Here is a 14,720-nt window from a genome sequence, read left to right as displayed (position 1 = left end):
AATCCCCTAAAATGAGCAGGCCTTATTTGTCGTTTTTCTTCGTTGCGCTATTATCGGTAGTTTTTATTACCGGCCGGTGCCAGGATAATATCAATGCCGAAAAACAGCTCATTTTAAATCTGAATATATTTTCCAGTGATACTGAAAAGAAATATTTTAAAGAGATCGCTTCAACCGGCAGTACCAACCTGTTTCAATTAATGCTGGTGGCGGGCAATGCATCCCATTCCACTGCAACCGTAGCTGAAGCTACCGGGCAAATTGAAACATTTGTTCAGCGAAAAGAGGTGGGTAAACAATACAGCAGTAAAGAATTAAAAAAGTTATATGCCGAAATACACCAGACATTTTTTACTCAGTATATAGACAACCCTGTTTTTGCGGCGATATTTGCTAATGGCAATTACAATTGCGCAACAGCTTCCGCCCTGTATGCAATCCTGTTAAATAAATTAAATGTAGAATACAGCATTCGGGAAAAACCTACCCATGTGTATATCGTGGTGGCGCCTTCATCTCATAATCTGGTTTATGAGACCACAGCCCCAGGTGTTACTTTATATCAGTTGAATCAGGAAGTGAAAAATAAATACCTGGATTATCTGCATGACAATAAACTTATTGGAAAGGAAGAATGGGAAAACAGTGACAGAAATGCCTTGTTCGAAAAATATTTTTACGGTGATAAAGCGATCAACCTGCAGCAACTGTGTGGGTTGTTATATTATAACCTGGGTGTTGAGGCTGCACAAAAGGATGATTATGTAACTGCGTATAAGAATTTTGAGAAAGCTTATTTTTTGCATCCAGGTTCACGCATGAAATACTTCGTAAGCATGTCACTGTATACACACATTTACAAGGCTGCAAATATGCGCGAAGAAGAAAAATTAAATGCATTTAAAAGGTATGTACAAATAGGGGACAGCGTTGCGGCCAATGAATTGATCGGTGATTTTGTGGAGAAGATCTCAAAAAAATATCTTTTCCAATATCCTGATATGCCCAGGTATCTTTCAATGTACAGCAGTATTGTTAACATGGTTAAAGATTCTGCGTTATTGAGGATCATTCGCCACGATCATTATAATGATATGGCCCATTATTATTCAATTAAGGATAATATCGATTCTTCAAAAACTTACCTGGATTCTCTATATAATATGAACACGGGAGATCTGCTGGTACAGGAGTTGATATCACAAACCGTAATGAAAATCCTCTATAAGTTGCCAGAGGGGAAAGAAGGTGTGGCGGCATTGAAAGATTATTTCAGGGCATATCCTTTTTTAACGGCAAACAGCAAACTGCAAGATTATCAAATCTATTGTCTTGCGCGGGAGACAGGCATGAAATATGACCTCGAAAACGAGAAAGAAGGGCGTAAATATTTAGAAGAGATGAAAGCTGCCCTGGATGGGAAACCCGAACTGGCCAGGCGTGGAGAACAATACATTGAATTAGCAATAGGCGAGGTATGTGGGTTTTATGTACGTAAACAGGATTATAAAACGGCCAGGGATATACTCGCATTCTTCAAAAAGCTTTTGCCGGAAAATGAAGAGATCAACCGGCGATTTACCAATGCGGAGAAGAGGATGAACCAGAAGTAGGGGTGAAGGGTAGAAAATAATTAACCATTCATTATGCGGCGGTGGTTTTTTATGCCAGGTAGTTTTGGAAACGGATTTAAGGGCTGGCCTCAATTCCACAAACGGTAAACCGGTTAAAATCATTTTAACTATTTTAGCTTTCACAGCATCTTCCATTTGAAGTTTAAAACATACATATTAACTTTTTGCCTCCTGATATACATTGTGGAACTGGCGGCTTTACCTGTGTATTGTAAGCATTCCGGCAATGCGGAAAACAGTTGTACACGAAAGACCGAAAGCTCTTGCTGCAAGAAAACGGCAAATAGGTCTTGCGAAAAACCATCGCAGTCCAAAGAATGTAATAGCACTAACAATTGCACAAGTAATTGTCCACTCTGTTATGTAACGACCTTGAATAATGTTACTCTGCCATCCAATTCAACGCAACTGATAAAAAGGGCATATCCTCGTTATACGTCTACCTATCTTTTCATTTACTATCCTTCAAGCTGGAAGCCACCGAACGGCATTTAATACATACCAGCTATCATTTACAATCAATTTTTATTTCATTTTAAAAACACAATATGAAAAAGTTATTTCTATTGGCTACTATTGCCATGCTTATGGGCAGTTCTGTAGCTTTTGCCAACGATGGTGGAAAGGATAAAACAAAAGGAAGCAAGACCAGGACTGAAAAGAAATGTCCGAAGCCTTGCCCCGAACCTTGTCCGCCCTGCTGTAAGAAAGGGAAGTGTGAGAAAAGTTAAGTCACATAGTTGATGTAAATAAAGACCCCTCGGCTTACCGAGGGGTTTTTTTTTATGCGACATCCTGCTAAGATGTTCCTGATTTAATTCTTTTGAAAAACAATTTATGCGGAGAATACTGGCCTTAATCTCCGCATAAATTGCGGATTATATGCTTTAATGATCCATCAAACTTGTGAATTTCATGTTCCCTTAGTTCAACAAATATCTAACCAGCTAGTAGTATTTCGTCGCTTTTTGTGTATTGAGTTTAAGTGCGGGTTGCTTACTTTGTCTTTTCATCCCCGATAACTATCGGGATCAGGACCGTTTCGATAAAGTCGTCAATAGATTTTCCAGGTTGGTCATGCTCGCAGTGAATCCTTCTTTAAAGCCCATTTCTATCATCTTCTCCATACGGGCAAGAGATTCGTTATAAATAGTAATACGCACTGTCGTCTTTCCGTTCTGTTCGCTGAAAGTGTAATCCCAGTCAGAACCCGGTAATTCAGGGTTTTCATCTTTGTCCGCAAAAGCATTAAACATTTTGAAATTGGTTTTTGGGCTAATTGAAGTGTATTTCTGAATTGCCCAACGCTCTTGTCCTTCGGGGCTTACCATCGCATAAAATCTTCGTCCACCAACCTTGAAGTCCATAAATTTTGTTTTTGATCTCCAGGGTTTAGGTGCTACCCATTGGTCAAGGATTTCTGCTTTGGTAAATGCATCCCATACAAGCGATAGTTCAGCATTAAATTCTCGCGTTATGAATACCGTTTTCGCTGCTTTGTCAACGGTAAATTCAAATAGTAAGTTCATTTTTTCTTATTTTTTAAGGTGAACAATACTTCATCGAGTTGTTTGAAACTTTCTTCCATAATCTTCCTGAACTGGTCAAGCCAGGTATCGATCTCTTTCATTTTATCGATTTTCAGTTCATAGAAGATCTCCCTGCCTTCTTGCCTTGGAACCAAGAGGTCGCATTCCGATAGGATGCGCAAGTGTTTTGATATTGATTGCCTTTTGATGTCAAAATGCTCCGCAATGGCATTGGGAGTCATTGCCTGCACGGCAACGAGAACAAGGATAGCTCGTCGGGTGGGGTCTGCAATTGCTTGAAAAATATCGCGTCTCATGAATTATAATATGAAGCCGTTCGGCTGCAAATATATGTGAAGCCAATCGGCTGCGCAAATTTTATTTTGCTTCACTGCCAAAAACAAAAAAGGCTGTATCAAAAGTATGATACGGCCTCTTTTTATTCGGGTACCCGATGGCGCCAGGCAGGAGCTGGAATACAGGCACAAAAAATATTTAAACGGGAGTTGTAGATAACCACTCTCTCAACACCTCCCCAATCTTCCCAACCTCAACCATAAACCCGTCATGCCCATACGCCGAATCAATTTCAACGAGGGTGCAATCGGGTAAATGTTGTTGCATATGGCGTTGCTCTTCGAGCGGACAAAGTATATCGCTGGTAATGCCAATCAATAAAGTTCTTTGTTTAATACTGTGTAGTATGGCCTCTCCATCGCCGCCGCGGCCACGGCCAATATGATGGCTATCCATGGCTTTGGTAAGCAGCCAGTAGCTGTAGGCGTTAAAGCGTTTCACCAGTTTGTCGCCCTGGTAATCGATATAGGAGGCTGCTTTATAATTATCCAGCTTTTCCGAATCGGAGTCGGTTTGTTTTTGCACCATAATGCCATAGTTGCGGTAGGTGAGCATCCCAATGGCCCGGGCGGCTTTTAACCCTTTTTGTCCGGCTTCAGGAGTGTCCTGTTGCCAGGTGCAATCGGCCTCAATCGCCAGCCGTTGAGTGGCGTGCACAGCAATGCCCCAGGCGCTTTCGGTAGGGGAGGTAGCGAGTAAGAACAGGTTTTTGATCACTGATTTTTCCACAATGCTCCATTCCAGGGCCTGGTAGCCGCCCATACTGCCGCCCATTAAAAGGTGAATGGAGTCGATGCCCAGGTGTTGGCGCAGTAAAATATGGGCATTTACCATATCGCGAATGGTGATCAGCGGAAACTGATGACACCAGGGTTTCCCCGATAGGGGGTTGATACTCAATGGTCCCGTGGTGCCATAGCACGAACCCAGTATATTGGCGCAAACAATAAAGTACCTTTCGGGGTTAATAACACAGCCGGTTCCTACCACTCCCTGCCACCAGTCGGCTGCATCGGAGTTGGCGGTAAGTGCATGGCATACCCAGATCACATTGTTTTTTTCGGCATTTAACGTCCCATAAGTATGATATGCAATGGTTAATGAAGGCAGTAATTGCCCGTTTTCGAGTTTGAAAGGTTGATTATGTTCAAAACGCTTCATTGGCCCCTGGCTATAATTAAGGGTGCAAAGTAAATGCTTGCATGAATTACATTTGCAAAAATCTTTACCATGATAAAAATTGAATTGGAAAGGGCTGCAGGTGACTACGGATTTGAAGCGAAAGACGCTAATGGCCATACCGTACGGATGGATACAAGTCCCGACGGCGGCGGTACTAATTTTGGCGTTCGGCCTATGCAAATGCTCCTGATGGGCCTGGGCGGGTGCAGCGGTATCGATATCGTGAACATCCTGAAAAAGCAGCGGCAGCATATTGAAGGGTTCAACATGAAGATAGAAGGGGAGCGCGAAGCCGGAAAAGAACCCTCCATCTGGAAAAATGTTACCATTATTTTCGAGCTCACCGGCAATATTGATCCTGATAAAGCCAGAAGGGCTTGTGAGCTGTCGATGGATAAATATTGTTCCGTTGCTGAAACCTTGCGCCGCGCCGGTGGAGAGCTGAAATGGGAAGTGCGGGTGAACCAAAAGAACGAAGTAGGAAGTCAGAAATAGGAGGAAAGAAATACAGCTACAAGCTGCACGCTTCAAGCCTAAGGCAAAAGGCAAACAGGGAAGGCAATTTTTTGGCCAGCACCAGTGCTACCAGCACCGGCTGTTGTGTCACTCACTTCAGGGTTCGGAGCGCTGTTCGGCAGTCTGCAATCGTGAAACGGCAATCGTGAAGCCTTGAACCCCTGCAACCTGAAACGTGTAACCTGGAACCGGCAACCGGTAACTATTAGTAGCGAGCCCCAAAATATGGCGGCCCAACAATAAACTATAAACAAGAAACCATAAACTAACACATGCACCCAATAAGCAAAGCAATCCGCATTCGTACCGATCAAACCAATGAAATGGAACATTCATCGCCCATGTTCTTGACCAGCAGCTTCTGCTTCGATAATGCCGAAGACATGCGGGCTGCTTTTGCCGATGAAACCGATGATAATATTTACAGCCGTTTCAGTAATCCCACTGTGCAGGAGTTTATCGACAGAATGGTGGCCCTCGAAGGTGCCGAAGCCGGCTATGCCACCTCATCGGGTATGAGCGCCATCTTTGCTTCGTTTATGGCATTATTGAAAAAAGGAGATCACCTGCTATCCTGCAACGCCATTTTCGGCAGCACCCATACGGTGATCACCAAATACCTGCCCAAGTTTGGCATTGAATACAGCTATGTACCGGCCGATAAACCGGAAGAATGGGAAAAGGCCATTCGTCCCAATACCAAAATGATCTATGTGGAAACGCCTACCAACCCCGGTTTGGAGCTGGTAGACCTGGAAGCAGTGTCGGCCATTGCCAAAAAGCATAACCTCATTTTAAACGTCGACAACTGTTTTGCTACGCCGGTGAATCAGCGGCCTATTGATTTTGGCGCCGACCTGGTAGTGCATTCCGCTACCAAATGGATCGATGGCCAGGGCCGCGTACTCGGTGGCGTTATAGTAGGAAAGAAAACGCTGATCCATGATATTTATTTGTTCTGCCGCAGTACAGGTCCGGCATTATCTGCTTTCAATGCCTGGGTGTTGAGCAAAAGCCTCGAAACGCTTGATGTGCGTATGGAACGCCATGGCAACAATGCGTTGCAACTAGCCAAAGCATTGGAGGCACATCCTAAGATCAAATGGCTGAAATATCCTTTTTTGGCCAGTCACCCCCAGCACCGCATTGCCCTGAAACAGATGAAGAATGGCGGCGGTATTGTATGTTTTGAGCTGGCCGGCGGTTTACAAAGTGGCCGCAAATTTTTGGATAGCTTGCAAATGTTATCGCTGACTGCCAACCTGGGCGATACCAAAAGCATTGCATCGCACCCGGCCAGTACCACGCACGCCAAACTCACAGAGGAAGAAAGGCTGGCCGTAAACATTACGCCTGGTTTGATCCGAATTTCTGTAGGGCTTGAGCATGTTGACGATATCATTAACGATATAAGGCAGGCATTGGAAAAATGTTAAACAAGAGGAAAGGGGAGTGACGTAAATCATCGATTTGTGTGCTAAACATCATAGCAATGGAAGAAATGGAAAGTTACCTTTATGTCTGATTCTTTTTCACAATAAAAAAGTTTTAAAAATTGAGCTGGTAAACGGGTTGGTTCTCCAACCCGTTTGTTTTTATGGGCAGCCTGGAAAATCGTAACTTATAGTCAAAAGGGTATGTAAGATGAAAAGGCGGGAGTTAGAAGAGGTAGTTATAAGGCATAGTAACCATCTGGAAAAGTTCTGCAACCGGTTACCCGGATCTTTTGAACAGGAAGACATTCATGACCTGCGTGTTGAATACAAAAAAACAAGGGCTTTTTTACGACTGCTGCAATTGGAAAAAGATGCCGGCGACCTGAAAATACCGGATAAATTAAAAGCCATTTACCATGCTGGCGGTAAAGTAAGAGACATGCAGTTGTTCCTGGCTGAGTTGTATGGTATTGGGGTGGCCATGCAAATACCTTCTTCCATAACCCATTGGTGTCAGCAATTATTTATATCCAAAGAACAAATGGTAGCTGCTATAGAAGCGGTACAATTCAAAAAAATACTCAACGGCATTACGAAAGAATTGCCTCGCCAATTGCATGATGAAACCCTGCATAAGTTCATGCATCAAAAAATAGCAGCGATCCATATTGTACTGCTGGCAGCCGATAATGAAAACGACCTGCATATCATTCGCAAGCAGTTAAAAGATATCATCTATACCATTCGCGTGTATGAACAGGATTGGGGTATTCCTTTTCCTATCAAAGCGTGGCAAAGCGAAACACAGTTAAACGACATGGCCGGCAGCCTGGGTGATTTTAACGACCGCTGTGGAGCGATTTCTTTGCTGCAGGCAGTCTATAGCGATTCCAGTAATGATCAAGAGAAAATTGTTTTACAGGACCTGCACAGGCACTGGCTACACCTGAAAGAAGCGCAGCAACGTGATTTGTTGCAACAGGTGAGAACGTTGAATATGGAACACTCGTTTTAATGAAGTTATTGAGTTTGTAAGTTATAACTTCTTAATACTGCGAACTGAATAACTCAATAACTGAATAACTATAAACCTAAGAACTCAGCATCTGTTCTATAACATGTCAACTTGTTAATGTACCAACTTATCAACTTACCCCAATACTTTCTCCATCTGCATACTCCGCGATCCTTTTATGAGGAAATAGGTATCGTTGAATTGTTGGCTTTTAAACCAGTCCGCCGCTTCAGTAGCATTGGCCATTTTGATAAAGGGATGATCGATCTTAACAAAATCTCCACCTACCAGTACAACCGCTTTCCAGGGATGTTGTTTTATCAGCGCAATGATCGCTTCATGCTCTTGCAGGCTTTCTTGTCCCAATTCGGCCATGCCGCCCAGCATTAACACTTTGTGCTGAGCATGTATGCCGGCAAAGTTTTCAATAGCGGCTTTCATGCTGGTGGGGTTGGCATTATAGGCATCCAGGATAAATTTATTGCCATTCTTTTCAATCAACTGCGAACGGCTGTTCGACGGTATGTAATCTTCAATCGCCTTTTTTATCTTTTCATCGGGCACCTTAAAGAATTTGCCGGTTGTTACGGCCACCAATACATTAGGCAGGTTATACGAACCTACCAGTTGGGTTTGTATAGCGGGTATATTAGCGCCTTTGTCAATAGAGACGGTTAAGAACGGTTCGCTTTGCTGCACCGTACCGCGCACATCAGCTGCACCCCCTGTGCCGTATTTTACTACAACAGGTATGCCGGCGCTCATTGTTTGCAGGTAGTCGTAATCCCACATAACGAAGGCGGTACCATTATGGGCGCGTAAATAATCAAATAGTTCGCCTTTCCCTTTTCTAACTCCTTCAAGGCTGCCAAATCCTTCCAGGTGCGCTTTGCCGCAATTGGTAATAATGCCATGGGTAGGCAGGGTATATTCACAATAGCTGGCAATTTCTTTCAGGTGATTGGCGCCCATTTCAATCACCGCCATTTCTGCATCGTATTTAACCGATAAAATGGTAAGGGGAATGCCAATATGATTATTCAGGTTACCCTGTGTAGTATATGTTTTATAACCAGCCGAAAGAACGGTATATACCAGCTCTTTGGTAGTGGTTTTGCCATTGCTGCCGGTGATGGCGATAAATGGAATATTGAATTGCTGACGATGGTATTTCGCCAGTTGCTGCAGGGTGGTGAGCACATCGTCTACAACAATAATGCGACTGTCTGGAGTTACAGGCGCTTCATCAACCACAGCATATGCCGAGCCGGCTTCCAGTGCCGCCAAAGCAAATTGATTACCGTTAAAATTGGGTCCTTTTAATGCAAAAAAGATATCGCCTGCTTTTAGTTTCCGGGTATCGGTTTGTGCCGAAGGATATTGCCGGTATATGTCGTAGAGTTGTTCAATGGTCATAAAGCAAATGTAAGATACACGTATGACAGTTTATGGTTTGTGGTTTATGGTTCTTTTATTCGGGAAGGCTGATTGTATTTTAACTTCCCGCATTCATAGCAGCTTGCATTAAATCAACAGGCTCAAAGCGCGACAGCAACCACAAACTACAAACCATAAACCACAAACAAAAACCCCGACGGTAACGTCGGGGTTTTTATAAGAATTTGAAAAAACCATTTATCGTTTTCTGGTATTCTGACGTCTTGTTGGGTAATTGATACCGGTTTTACGGCCATTACCTTCAGGGCTACCCAGGCGGTCCATTGCGCAACGGAAACCTACAGTAGAACTTCCCTGATCTTCTTCCAGGAATCGGCGGGTGCCAGGGCTTAACCAGTATGGACGGTCATTCCAGCTACCACCTTTAATTACCCGGGATTTATCGCTGATGAGGGTGCTAACACCATAACCGCGACCGGTTTTTATGTTTTCTGCAACATCCATGGTACCGTAAGCAACACCGGTGATCATGGAGTCACCATCGAGGTAGTTGATAACATTACCTTTTTGATAGTTACGACGGTTTTTGCTTTCTTCATCAGTTACATATACTGTTTTAACACGTCCCAGGCTATCTTTTTCAAACTCACCATCTTTATTGCGAAGTACATTCTGGTAGTGGTTACCACGATAAGGAGAAACATCATCGTTATCGGTGGGTGACAGCGGACGGTAAACATCACCAGTCCACTCGCTCACGTTACCTGACATATTATAGATGCCGAATGAGTTAGGGTAGAATGAAGTTACCGGTGCAGTGTATACAGCGCGGTCGTTCAAACCACCGGCCACACCCATGTTATCACCGTTACCGCGTTTGAAGTTAGCCAGGAAGGTTCCCTGCCATGCTCCACGACGGCTATCACGTAAACCGTTCACGTTTTGTGTCCAGCTATACACCTGTTTGTTGGTGATCAACTCCTCACCCCGTTTGCCTTCTTTGCGGCTGGGGTTGGGGTTTTGACCAACAAGACCCATTGCAGCATATTCCCACTCAGCTTCTGTTGGGAGCCGGTAGTTCGGTAACAAAATACCGTCTTCGAAGGTTACTGTAGTTCTGGGAGTACCGTTCGGGTTCTTTAAAGGATTCTTTTTAGAACGAACCTGGTTACCGGGAGTAGGCGTTGTTAAACCAAGCAAATAAGCTTTGGTATTGAACGACTCACTTCCCTGACCCTGAATATTTTTAACTGCTGTTTTATTAATGAAGCCTTTATCAAGCAACGCTTTTTCATTTACGCGGTCACTGCGCCACAAACAAAAGTCGTGTGCCTGTCTCCAGGTTACACCCACAACCGGATAGTAGTTGTAAGATGGGTGGCGGAGGTAGTACTCAACCAAAGGCTCGTTGTACGCCAGCTCACTGCGCCATACCAGGGTATCGGGCAATGCACCTGATCGTACATCTTTATATTCATCACCATCGAATACGTTGTTTATCCAGTACAAATATTCACGGTAGTGAATGTTTGCTACCTCGGTACGATCGATGTAAAATGAGTTTACTGTTTTACGGGTGGGAATGTTATTCCAGTCGCCCATAGGATCTTCTTCTGTGGCGCCCATGGTGAAGGTACCGCCCTGAACAAAAACCAGTCCGGGACCGGTACGTTGTTCTTTTTCACGGGATACCTGGTAACCGCCCATGTTTTTGTCATTGTAATTCCAACCGGTAACGTCCGACTTCTCTTTCTTGTTGGACTTACAGGATGAAACTGCGGCAGCGCAGGATAGTACGATAAATAGGTTTTTCAAATTCATTTTGATGACTTTTGCCTTTAGTTCAATTTGGTTAAACGCTATTACAGAGCAAATATTGTACGTGGTTTTAATTGCTTTTCCACAAAAATTATAGGGACGGCGAATATACCTGTTTTTGATAAAACAACTTGTATTACAGGCTGTTTTAGCTTCGTTAATTCATGGAAACCAGTTGGGTTTACATCCGTATATTCCCTTATTCAATAATTGAGCCGGGAGCCGCCGGAATTGCATTATTTTTTTACCCGCTACCTCGTCTCCGGTAAACATGGCATAAAATAAGCTATTTTTGACCAGATGCGTAGCAGACCTGTTATCCGCCTTATGATGGCAGGCATATTTTTAGTCATGAATTATATGCCGGCCTTGTCCCAACGTATGTATACGGCCAATTCGGTATTGGCGATGGGTAACTGGTATAAAATAAGTACAACTTTGCCCGGAATTTATAAAATCGACCTCCCTTTTCTCTCTTCCCTCGGTGTTAATACGTCTTCTCTTTCCTCTTCTTCTGTCAGGTTGTTTGGCAATGGCGGACAAATGCTGCCCGAAAAGCCGCTAAACACAAAACCAGATGACCTTATTGAAAACGCTTTATGGGTAGAAGATGGGGGGGATGGACAACTAAATGGATCAGATTATATTCTCTTTTATGCCGGCGGTCCCCATGCCTGGATAAAAGATTCAATCAGTAAAAGTTTTCACCATCAAAAGAATATATATAGCGATACGGCCTATTATTACCTTTCCATTGGGCAAAACGGTAAAAGAATAACAACTGCAAATGTTACCACAACCCCCAATACTACCATTACCCAGGTCACCCGCAACTGGTTTCATGAGTTGGATACCGTGAATTTCCTCAGCAGCGGCCGGCAATGGTATGGGGAAGAATTTTCGGGCAATGCCGGTAAGTCATTAAGCAGAACGTATACGGTGAACTTGCCCAACATACTGGCAAACCCGGCTACCATTGCATCCGCCTGTGTAGCCCGGTCATTTGGAACAACCAGCCGTTTTACGGTAAGCATTAATAATCAGCAGGCTATGCAAATAACAGTGCCTGCTACGTCTACCGGCGCTTATGATCCTTTTGCCATGGCGGCCCAGTCAGCCGCTTCTTTCAGCACCACTCAATCGCCGCTTTCCATCCGGTTCGATTATACGCCCGGAAGTTCCGGTAGCCAGGGCTGGCTCGATTGGGTTGAAGTGCACGCCAGGGTCGATCTGTCTATGACCGGCAATAACCAACTACAATTCCACGACTGGAATAGTGTAGGCGCCGGAAATGTGGGCAGCTACACTATAAAAAATGCCCCCGCCGGCATGCAGGTGTGGGATATAACCAATGCGCTGGAACCCGTTCGAATGCAAGGCGCCCTCGCCGGCAGCGATTGGCGGTTTGTAAACGAATGCAGTCGCCTTCGCGAGTACATCGCTTTCAGCACCACCGGTTTTTTAACCCCGGTAAAGGTGGGGGCGGTGCCCAATCAAAATCTGCATGGCAGCGGAATGCCTCAGTATATAATTATTACCCATCCCGATCTGTTAGGGCAGGCGCAACGGCTGGCCCAATACCATCAGCAGCGCGACAACCTTGCGGGTTTGGTGGTGACCGTAAACCAGGTGTATAATGAATTTTCTTCCGGTTCACCCGACCCGGCCGCCCTGCGCGATTTTGTAAAAATGTTTTACGACCGCGCCGGTGGCGATTCTTCCAAAGCGCCTAAATACCTGTTGCTTTTTGGCGATGCATCTTTCGATTACCGCACCCGCATTTCAAACAATACCAACCTGGTGCCCTGTTGGGAAAGCCCGGTTTCGCTGGACCCGTTGGCCACTTATACCTCCGACGACTTTTTTGGCCTGCTGGGCGATAATGATGATATCAACGGAACCGGCACTTACCTGCTGGATGTGGGAATTGGCAGAATACCGGCCCGGAATGTGCGGGAAGCAAAAGCAATTGTAGATAAAATTCTGGCCTACAACGATGTAAAAAGCCTGGGCCCCTGGCGCAACGAAGTCACTTTTGTGGCCGATGATGAAGATAATAACCTGCACTTACAGGATGCCGAAATAATGACGCAGGTGGTACAAACTGCTGCACCGCAGGAAAACATCGATAAAATTTACCTCGATGCCTTCCGGCAGGAAAGCAGTTCGGCCGGCAGCCGCTACCCGGCGGTAAACCAGGCCATCAATAATAAAATATACAGCGGCACCCTCATGTGGAACTATGCCGGCCATGGCGGTTACCGCCGGCTGGGAGAAGAAGTGGTGCTTGACCAGGACATTATCAACACTTTCAACAATCCCGGAAAGCTGCCCTTATTTATAACAGCCACCTGCGATGTGGCGCCTTATGATAACCCGTTAGTAAGCTCAATAGGTGAGAACCTGTTGCTGCGCGAAAGAACAGGCGCCATTGCCCTTATGACCACCACCCGGCTGGTTTTTGCGTTCAGCAACCGCATCATGAACGAGAACTACCTGAAAACAGCTTTTCAAAAAAAGTCCGACAGCAGCTACCGCAGCCTGGGCGAAGCGGTTCGAATGGCCAAGAATGTTACCTATAACTTTTTAGGCGACGTGGTGAATAACCGAAAATTCACCCTGCTGGGTGACCCCGCTTTAACCCTGGCCTTCCCGGTCTACCAGGTTAAAACCACGGCCATAAACGGACAGGCAGTGACCAGCACGCCAGATACCTTAAAAGCTTTATCGGAATATACCATTAGCGGAACCGTGCAGGACAATGCCGGCAATACCCTCAACGATTTTAACGGTACCATTTACCCAACTATTTTCGATAAGGTGCAAACGATAAATACCCTGGGCAACGATGCCGGAAGCCAGGCGGTGCCCATCCAGGTGCAGAAGAATATCCTGTTCAAAGGCAAAGCCACGGTGAATAATGGCCGATTTTCCTTCAGTTTTATTGTACCCAAAGACATCAGCTACCAATACGGCAACGGAAAGATCAGTTACTATACCGATAACGGCAATAAAGACGGGAATGGGGTATTGAACAATATTATCATCGGCGGTTCAGGAAATGGCGTCAACGACCCCCTCGGTCCGACGATTAAAGCGTATTTAAATGACGAGAAGTTTGTGAACGGCAGCATTACTAACGACCGGCCCATATTGCTGGTAAAGCTGGCCGACTCTTCGGGCATAAACATCCTGGGTACGGGCATAGGCCACGACCTGGTTGCAACGCTTGATAATGATCAAAAAAATGAATTTGTGCTGAATAGCTTTTATGAAAGCGATGTGAATAATTACCGGCAGGGAACAGTACGGTTTCAGCTACCCGTTTTGGCCGCCGGTGCACACACGCTGACCATAAAAGCCTGGGATGCAGCCAATAATTCAGGGGAGGCTACTATTGATTTCAGGGTGGTTGCCCAACAGAACTTTACCCTAAGCCATGTATTGAACTATCCGAACCCGTTTACCACGCATACCACCTTCTGGTTTGAGCATAACAGGCCTGGGGAAGAATTACTTATAAGGATTCAGGTATATACGATTACGGGAAAGCTGGTAAAAAATATTAACAAAACAATATTTTCTCCCGGAAACCGTTCGAGTGACGTGGAATGGAATGGCAGGGATGAATATGGTGATAAAATCGGCCGTGGTGTATATCTTTACCGTTTACGAGTACAAACTGCAGACGGTAAAGCAGCGGAAAAGCTTGAAAAGTTGTTTATATTATAATCTCATTTTAGAAATACTTATTTTAGCCATCTATCGACAGGAAATTTTACCCAAAATTATTATTGTTCCGCATCAACAGGCTTTGATACAAAAGCAGGGTAAA

General features: G+C 44.7%; 11 protein-coding genes. 6 read left to right on the top strand and 5 right to left on the bottom strand.

What is annotated here, in order from left to right; all coding sequences use genetic code 11:
- Nucleotides 1–11: 11 nt before the first annotated feature.
- The gene (locus FAM09_RS04260; RefSeq protein ID WP_136575820.1) at nt 12–1,613 is read left to right on the top strand and encodes a hypothetical protein; all 1,602 of its coding nucleotides are present in this window, start codon (nt 12–14) and stop codon (nt 1,611–1,613) included.
- 569 nt (nt 1,614–2,182) lie between these two features.
- Nucleotides 2,183–2,365 carry a hypothetical protein gene (locus tag FAM09_RS04255; RefSeq protein ID WP_136575819.1) on the top strand — a complete coding sequence of 61 codons (183 nt, stop codon included), beginning with the start codon at nt 2,183–2,185 and terminating at the stop codon, nt 2,363–2,365.
- A gap of 300 nt (nt 2,366–2,665) precedes the next feature.
- On the opposite strand, the gene FAM09_RS04250 is transcribed toward FAM09_RS04255, so the two are convergent.
- From FAM09_RS04250 to metX, 3 genes are all read right to left on the bottom strand, one after another.
- Nucleotides 2,666–3,163, bottom strand: a complete 498-nt coding sequence (locus FAM09_RS04250; protein ID WP_136575818.1) for an SRPBCC family protein — start codon at nt 3,161–3,163, stop codon at nt 2,666–2,668.
- Nucleotides 3,160–3,480, bottom strand: coding sequence for an ArsR/SmtB family transcription factor (locus tag FAM09_RS04245; RefSeq protein WP_136575817.1), 321 nt, complete (start codon nt 3,478–3,480; stop codon nt 3,160–3,162). Before FAM09_RS04245 ends, FAM09_RS04250 begins: the two co-directional genes overlap by 4 nt.
- A gap of 178 nt (nt 3,481–3,658) precedes the next feature.
- The gene (gene metX / locus FAM09_RS04240; protein WP_136575816.1) at nt 3,659–4,681 is read right to left on the bottom strand and encodes a homoserine O-acetyltransferase MetX; all 1,023 of its coding nucleotides are present in this window, start codon (nt 4,679–4,681) and stop codon (nt 3,659–3,661) included.
- A gap of 69 nt (nt 4,682–4,750) precedes the next feature.
- Between metX and FAM09_RS04235 the strand changes: the two genes are divergently transcribed.
- The 3 genes from FAM09_RS04235 (at nt 4,751) to FAM09_RS04225 (ending at nt 7,669) form a co-directional block, all read left to right on the top strand.
- Nucleotides 4,751–5,197 (top strand): OsmC family protein, encoded by a 447-nt coding sequence (locus FAM09_RS04235; protein WP_136575815.1) that lies wholly within the window; start codon nt 4,751–4,753, stop codon nt 5,195–5,197.
- 293 nt (nt 5,198–5,490) lie between these two features.
- On the top strand, nt 5,491–6,654 hold the full coding sequence (locus tag FAM09_RS04230) for an O-succinylhomoserine sulfhydrylase (RefSeq protein ID WP_136575814.1): 1,164 nt from the start codon (nt 5,491–5,493) through the stop codon (nt 6,652–6,654).
- A 208-nt stretch (nt 6,655–6,862) separates the two neighbouring features.
- Complete coding sequence (locus FAM09_RS04225; RefSeq protein WP_136575813.1) at nt 6,863–7,669, top strand: CHAD domain-containing protein; 807 nt, start codon at nt 6,863–6,865, stop codon at nt 7,667–7,669.
- A gap of 135 nt (nt 7,670–7,804) precedes the next feature.
- Here the strand turns inward: FAM09_RS04225 and FAM09_RS04220 are convergent, their stop codons facing one another.
- Both FAM09_RS04220 and FAM09_RS04215 read right to left on the bottom strand, forming a co-directional pair.
- Nucleotides 7,805–9,085, bottom strand: a complete 1,281-nt coding sequence (locus FAM09_RS04220; protein WP_136575812.1) for a UDP-N-acetylmuramoyl-tripeptide--D-alanyl-D-alanine ligase — start codon at nt 9,083–9,085, stop codon at nt 7,805–7,807.
- Nucleotides 9,086–9,304: 219 nt separating this feature from the next.
- On the bottom strand, nt 9,305–10,888 hold the full coding sequence (locus tag FAM09_RS04215) for an SUMF1/EgtB/PvdO family nonheme iron enzyme (protein WP_136575811.1): 1,584 nt from the start codon (nt 10,886–10,888) through the stop codon (nt 9,305–9,307).
- Nucleotides 10,889–11,185: 297 nt separating this feature from the next.
- On the opposite strand from FAM09_RS04215, the gene porU reads away from it, so the two are divergent.
- Nucleotides 11,186–14,617, top strand: coding sequence for a type IX secretion system sortase PorU (gene porU, locus FAM09_RS04210; protein ID WP_136575810.1), 3,432 nt, complete (start codon nt 11,186–11,188; stop codon nt 14,615–14,617).
- Nucleotides 14,618–14,720 lie beyond the last annotated feature (103 nt).

Source organism: Niastella caeni (assembly GCF_004834005.1).
Lineage (GTDB): Bacteria > Bacteroidota > Bacteroidia > Chitinophagales > Chitinophagaceae > Niastella > Niastella caeni.
The sequence above is the reverse complement of the archived record's forward strand: the minus strand, read 5'-3'. Positions and strand labels throughout refer to the sequence as shown.

What these genes read in the sequence shown, in the direction of transcription:
- FAM09_RS04250 (WP_136575818.1), bottom strand. Translation starts at nt 3,163, where the DNA reads ATGAACTTACTATTTGAATTTACCGTTGACAAAGCAGCGAAAACGGTA.
- FAM09_RS04220 (WP_136575812.1), bottom strand. Translation starts at nt 9,085, where the DNA reads ATGACCATTGAACAACTCTACGACATATACCGGCAATATCCTTCGGCA.
- FAM09_RS04260 (WP_136575820.1), top strand. Translation starts at nt 12, where the DNA reads ATGAGCAGGCCTTATTTGTCGTTTTTCTTCGTTGCGCTATTATCGGTA.
- FAM09_RS04245 (WP_136575817.1), bottom strand. Translation starts at nt 3,480, where the DNA reads ATGAGACGCGATATTTTTCAAGCAATTGCAGACCCCACCCGACGAGCT.
- FAM09_RS04230 (WP_136575814.1), top strand. Translation starts at nt 5,491, where the DNA reads ATGCACCCAATAAGCAAAGCAATCCGCATTCGTACCGATCAAACCAAT.
- FAM09_RS04215 (WP_136575811.1), bottom strand. Translation starts at nt 10,888, where the DNA reads ATGAATTTGAAAAACCTATTTATCGTACTATCCTGCGCTGCCGCAGTT.
- metX (WP_136575816.1), bottom strand. Translation starts at nt 4,681, where the DNA reads ATGAAGCGTTTTGAACATAATCAACCTTTCAAACTCGAAAACGGGCAA.
- FAM09_RS04225 (WP_136575813.1), top strand. Translation starts at nt 6,863, where the DNA reads ATGAAAAGGCGGGAGTTAGAAGAGGTAGTTATAAGGCATAGTAACCAT.
- FAM09_RS04235 (WP_136575815.1), top strand. Translation starts at nt 4,751, where the DNA reads ATGATAAAAATTGAATTGGAAAGGGCTGCAGGTGACTACGGATTTGAA.
- FAM09_RS04255 (WP_136575819.1), top strand. Translation starts at nt 2,183, where the DNA reads ATGAAAAAGTTATTTCTATTGGCTACTATTGCCATGCTTATGGGCAGT.
- porU (WP_136575810.1), top strand. Translation starts at nt 11,186, where the DNA reads ATGCGTAGCAGACCTGTTATCCGCCTTATGATGGCAGGCATATTTTTA.